At 63.3% G+C, this 5,765-nt stretch carries 2 protein-coding genes; both read right to left on the bottom strand.

All coding sequences use genetic code 11. The features are described 5' to 3' along the window. The coding region (locus tag A7D21_RS33615; protein WP_141718321.1) for a non-ribosomal peptide synthetase at positions 1 to 5,181 on the bottom strand (5,181 nt) is incomplete at its 3' end. Positions 5,182 to 5,184: 3 nt separating this feature from the next. Further along, positions 5,185 to 5,765: phosphopantetheine-binding protein (locus A7D21_RS33610; protein ID WP_256556953.1), on the bottom strand; the 581-nt coding region annotated here is incomplete at its 5' end.

Genomic DNA, 5,765 nt, shown 5'->3' with positions numbered 1-5,765 from the left:
AACGCCCTTGGGCAGGCCGGTGGAGCCGGAGGTGTAGATCACGTAGGCGAGGTTGTCGCCGTCGAGTGCGACCTGTGGATCGGTGTCGTCAACCGTGGCCCAGGCCTCGGCCTGATCAACCGCAAGCACTGCCAGGCCTTGCGGAATCGGCAGCCGCTGCTGCACCGCCGAGTGGGTCAGCAACAGCTTGGCGCGGCTGTCCTGCATCATGTACAGCAAGCGATCACGCGGGTATTCCACGTCCAGCGGCACATACACGCCACCAGATTTCATCACCGCGAGGAACGCCACCATGATCTCGGCACTGCGCGGCATGGCGATGGCCACGCGCACTTCCGGGCCCACGCCACGGGCGATCAGCGCATGCGCCAGGCGATTGGCCTGGCCATCGAGTTCCCCGTAGGTCAGCGTTTGCGCAGCGAATTTTACCGCCACTGCATTCGGGTTTTCCCGGGCACGGTCGGCGACCAATTCGTGCACCAGGCGCTTGGCCGAGTAACCCGAATCGGTGCAATTCCACAGCTGCAGAATCTGTTGCTGCTCTGCGGTGTCCAGCAGCGGCAATTGGCTGAGGGTTTGCTGCGGGTTGGCAACCATGCCCTGCAGCAGGTTCTGCCAATGCCGGGCCATACGGCGCACAGTGTCGGCTTCAAACAGGTCCTGGGCATACCCGAAGGTGGCCCAGATGCCCTCGGTGGATTCCTGAATATCCAGGTCCAGGTCGAAATGCGCGGTCTTGCTCTCCCAGTCCAGCCCTTCGACCCGCAATTGCGCCAGTTGCTGCTGAACCTGGGCCTGGCCCACATCGGTCTGGTGGTTGAACATCACTTGGAACAACGGGTTGTGGCTCAGGCTGCGCTCCGGTTGCAGCGCTTCCACCAATTGCTCGAACGGCAGGTCCTGGTGAGCCTGCGCATCCAGGGCGCGCTGGCGCGTGTGTTGCAGCAACTGCGCGACGCTCATCTGGCCATGCAGGTCAGCCTTGAGCACCTGGGTGTTAACGAAAAAGCCGATCAGGCGCTCGGTCTCGCTGCGATTGCGGTTGGCAATCGGCACGCCGACGCGGATCTCTTCCTGGCCACTGTAGCGGTGCAGCAAGGTCTGGAACGATGCCAGCAACAGCATGAATAGCGTCACGCCTTGTTGCTGGGCCAGCGCCTTGAGGTCGCGGGCCAGTGGCGGTGCCAGCTCGATAGGCAAACGCGCGCCACGGTGGCTCTGCACCGCTGGGCGTGGGTGGTCGAATGGCAACTCCAGCACGCTCTGCTCACCGCCCAGCACCTCGCGCCAATACGCCAGCTGACGGGCTTTCTCGCCCGCGTCCATCCAGTTGCGTTGCCACACCGCGTAGTCGGCGTACTGGATCGGCAGTTCCGGCAATTGCACGCCCTGCCCCTGGCTGTAAGCGGCGTAAAGCTGCACCAACTCTTGCACCACCAACTGCATCGACCAACCATCGGACACGATGTGATGCTGAACCAGCACCAGCACATGCTCGTCATCCGCCAGACGCAACAGGGTCACACGCAGCAACGGCCCCTGTTGCAGGTCAAACGGCTGGGCGATTTCAGCTTCGACGCGCGCCTTGAGGTGGGCTTCCTCGACATCGGCACGCACCATCGGCAATGACGCCAGCGGGTCAATCACCTGCACGGCGCCCGTGTGCGTCTGGCGCACATGGGTACGCAGGCTTTCGTGACGGGCCAGCAATGTATCGAAACTGCGCTGCAACGCCGCCGTGTCCAACCGCCCTTTCAAGCGCAAGGCACTCGGTATGTGATACGCGGCGCTTTGCGGCTCCAACTGCCAAAGGAACCATTGGCGCTCCTGCGCATACGACAACGGCAACGGCTGGTCACGCCCCACCGGCAGCAGCGCGGGAGCCGTGGGCGCAGTCGGCGAATGGGCTTCAATGGCCGCGACAAAGCCATCCAGGCGCGGCTGCTCAAACAGCGTCTTGAGTGGCACTTCGAGGTCAAGCGCCTGGCGTATGCGCGAGACCACCTGCATGGCGAGCAGGGAATGCCCACCCAGCTCGAAAAAGTGCTGAGTCAGGCCCACACGCTCAGTGCCGAGGATATCGGCCCAGATCGCGGCAACCTGTTGTTGCAAGGCCGTTACAGGCGCTTGCCAATCGGTGTGCACCGACGCGGCATCCGGTTTGGGCAGCGCGTGGCGGTCGAGCTTCCCATTGGGGTTCAACGGCATGCGCGCGAGGAAGATCAGGTGCGTCGGCACCATGTAATCCGGCAATTGCTCGCGCAGGCTGGCCTTGAGCTGTTCACCGGCAACCCGCTGCGCTGGCGCGGACAGCGCTTGCGTGGGGACCACGTAAGCCAGCAACTGGTTGTCAGCGGCCAGCAGCAGCGTTTCACGCACGCCTGCCTGGGACAACAGCAACGCCTCGATCTCACCCAGCTCGATGCGGAAACCACGGATTTTCACCTGGTGATCGACGCGCCCGACATACTCGATGACCCCATCGGCGCGACAGCGGGCCAGGTCACCGGTGCGGTACAGGCGCTCGCCCGCGCAGCCGAAAGGGTCGGCGACAAAACGTTCGGCGGTCAGCGCAGGTCGCTGCAGATAGGCTCGCGCCAGACCACTTTCACTGGCGATATACAGTTCACCCACGGCACCGACCGGCAGCAGATTCAAATCGCGGTCGAGCACATACAGCGCACGCCCCGGCAGCGCGCGGCCGATAGGGCTGGCGCTGGCACCGATCACCGTCGCGTCGTCGCTGCAGTCCAGCACGCTGGACACCACCGTCGCCTCGGTAGGCCCGTAGGTATTGAGCAGGCGTACATGGCCGAGCCCCGCGCGACGCCACAACGTCGGGCCATCCAGCGGCATGGCTTCGCCGCCGATATGCACCTGGCGCAGTGCACCGTAGGCACGTGGGCCGGCCGCCAGGCAATCCTGCAAGAAGAGTTTCCAGTAGGCCGTCGGCAAGTCGGCCAAGGTGATGCCCTGGGCGATAATCTGCTGGTACAGTTCGGCCCCGTCCCACAGCTGCGGGCCACGCAGGACCACGCTGGCGCCGACAGTCAGCGCCGGGTACAACTGCTCGACGAAACCGTCGAAGTTCAGGGTCGCAAACTGCAACACCCGATCATCCGGGGTCAGGCCCGAGTAGCCCGCAGCGATGCTCGCAAACTCACTCAAAGCCGCATGGTTGATCGCCACGCCCTTGGGTTTACCGGTAGAACCCGAGGTGTAAATGACGTAAGCCAGGCTGCGCGGTTCGAAGTCGAGCCCGGGATTGTGTTCGGCACACTGCGCCAGTTGCGCATCGGCCAGATCAATGTCCAGGGCCACTACGTGCTCAGGCAACGGCAAACGCTCACGCAGGGACGACTGGGTCAACACCCGCTGTAAGCCACTGTCTTCGAGCATGTGCACCAAGCGTTCACGCGGGTATTGCGGGTCGAGCGGCACATACGCGCCGCCCGCCTTGAGCACCGCCAGCAGGCTCACCACCATGGCCAACGAGCGCTCCACGGCAATGCCGACCAGCACCTCCGGGCCTACGCCCTGGGCGATCAGGTAATGGGCCAGACGGTTGGCCTGGCGATTCAACTCGCCATAGCTGATGGCCTGCTCATTCATGGCCAACGCCTGGCGTTGCGGATGCCGCTGGGCCTGAGCTTCGAACAGCTGATGCACCGCGTGCAGGTCGACGCCGGTCGCCGGGGCGTTCCATTCCTGGCGAATCACCGTGTGTTCGGTTGTGCTCAGCATCGGCAGGTCGCTGAGACGGCTGTGCGGTGCGCTCACCACTGCTTGCAGCACGTTCTGCCAATGCTGCGCCAAACGCTCTATCGTCGCGGCGTCGAACAGGTCAGTGGCGTAGGTCAGCGCGGCCCAAATACCTTCCGGGGATTCATGGGTGTCCAGGCTCAGGTCGAAGTGCGTGGTCTGGTTGTCCCAATCCAGCTCCGAAACGCGCAAGCCGGGTAATTGCTGCCCTTCGCGTCCGCCCTGGGCGTCGGTCTGGTGATTGAACATCACCTGGAACAACGGGTTGTGGCTCAGGCTGCGCTCGGGCTGCAGTGCCACCACCAATTGCTCGAACGGCAGGTCCTGGTGCGCCTGGGCCTCCAGCGAGCGCCGCTTGGTTTGCTGCAACAGTTCGACGAAGGTCATCTGCCCGTCAAGGTCAGCCTTGAGCACCTGGGTGTTGACGAAAAAGCCAATCAGCCGCTCGGTTTCGACACGGTTTCGGTTGGCATTCGGCACGCCGACACGGATGTCCGATTGCCCGCTGTAGCGATAGAGCAAGCTCTGGAACGCGGCCAGGAGCAACATGAACGGGGTGGCGCCCTCTTGCTGCGCAAGGCGCTTGATACCGCTGACCAGTACCGGTTGCAGGTGCACCTGCACGCTGTTGCCGCGATGGCTTTGTTGCGCCGGTCGCGGGTGGTCGAGGGGCAACTCCAGCACGGGCTGTTCGCCGCCCAGCAGTGCTTGCCAGTACGCCAACTGACGGGCTTTCTCCCCTGCTTCCATCCAGCCGCGCTGCCACAGGGCATAGTCGGCGTACTGGATCGGCAAGTCCGGCAACGCCAGGCTGCGGCCCTCGCAGCAGGCCGCATAGAGTTGCACCAGTTCGTCAACCATCACCTGCATCGACCAACCATCGGAAATGATGTGGTGCTGAACCATCACCAGCACATGTTCATCGTCGGCCAGCTGCAACAGTGTCACGCGCAACAGCGGCGCCTGGAGCAGATCAAACGGCCGTGCAACCTGCGCTTCCACCTGCGCCATCAATTGCTGTTCGTCCGTTTGCATCTGCACGATGTCGACCCTGGCCTCAGGCATCACCACCTGCAACAGCTGCTCACCGTCCTGTACCAAGCGGGTACGCAGGCTTTCGTGGCGGGCCAGCAAACGGTCGAAACTGTGCTGTAACGCCGCGAGGTCGAGCTGGCCTTGCAGGCGTAGCGCCCCAGGAATGTGATAGGTGGCGCTGTGCGGGTCGAGCTGCCAAAGAAACCACTGGCGTTCCTGGGCGTAAGACAATGGCAATGTGTCGAGATCATGCCGGGTGGGGGCAATCGGCAATTGCGCGAAGCTCATGCCGCGCGCTTGCAGGCGCTGATAAAACTGCTGGCGTTGTTCAAGCGGCAGGCGAAGAAAGCGCGAGACCAGATCGATGTTCGGGTTGGAAAGCATGGTTCAAATCGCCTCTAGTTCGCTCAAAAAGTCACGTAGATCATCAAAGTCTTCCGCGCTGCCCGCACGGAAAGTGGCAGCGGCCTGGACATAGGCACGCAGCGTCTCGGTCTGGAACACTTCGACCAGCGGCACCTCCAGGCCCAACTCGACCTGGACCCGCGACGTGATCTGGATCGCCAGCAAGGAGTGGCCGCCGACTTCGAAGAAGTTGTCATCCAGGCCCACTTGCGGCAGGCGCAGCACTTGGGCCCAGATCGCCGCAATTTGCTGTTCCAGTTCGGTTTCAGGTGCCACATAGCGTTGCTGCATCAGGCTCGCATCCGGCGCGGGCAAGCCTTTGCGGTCGAGTTTGCCGTTGGGGGTCAGCGGCATGTGCGCCAGGAACATGAAGTGCGTGGGCACCATGTAGTCCGGCAGCCGGGCCTTGAGCGCGCGGCGCAAGGTGTCACGGAACTCGACCTGGTTGATCAGCGCCGGATCGGTCGGCACCACATACGCCACCAGTTGCTTGCCGGTCGGCCCTTCCTGCGCCACCACCACGGTTTCACCGACGCTGTCCTGCTCACGCAGACGGGCTTCGA

It is taken from the genome of Pseudomonas sp. AP19, assembly GCF_001728855.1.
GTDB lineage: Bacteria > Pseudomonadota > Gammaproteobacteria > Pseudomonadales > Pseudomonadaceae > Aquipseudomonas > Aquipseudomonas fluorescens.
The sequence above is the reverse complement of the archived record's forward strand: the minus strand, read 5'-3'. Positions and strand labels throughout refer to the sequence as shown.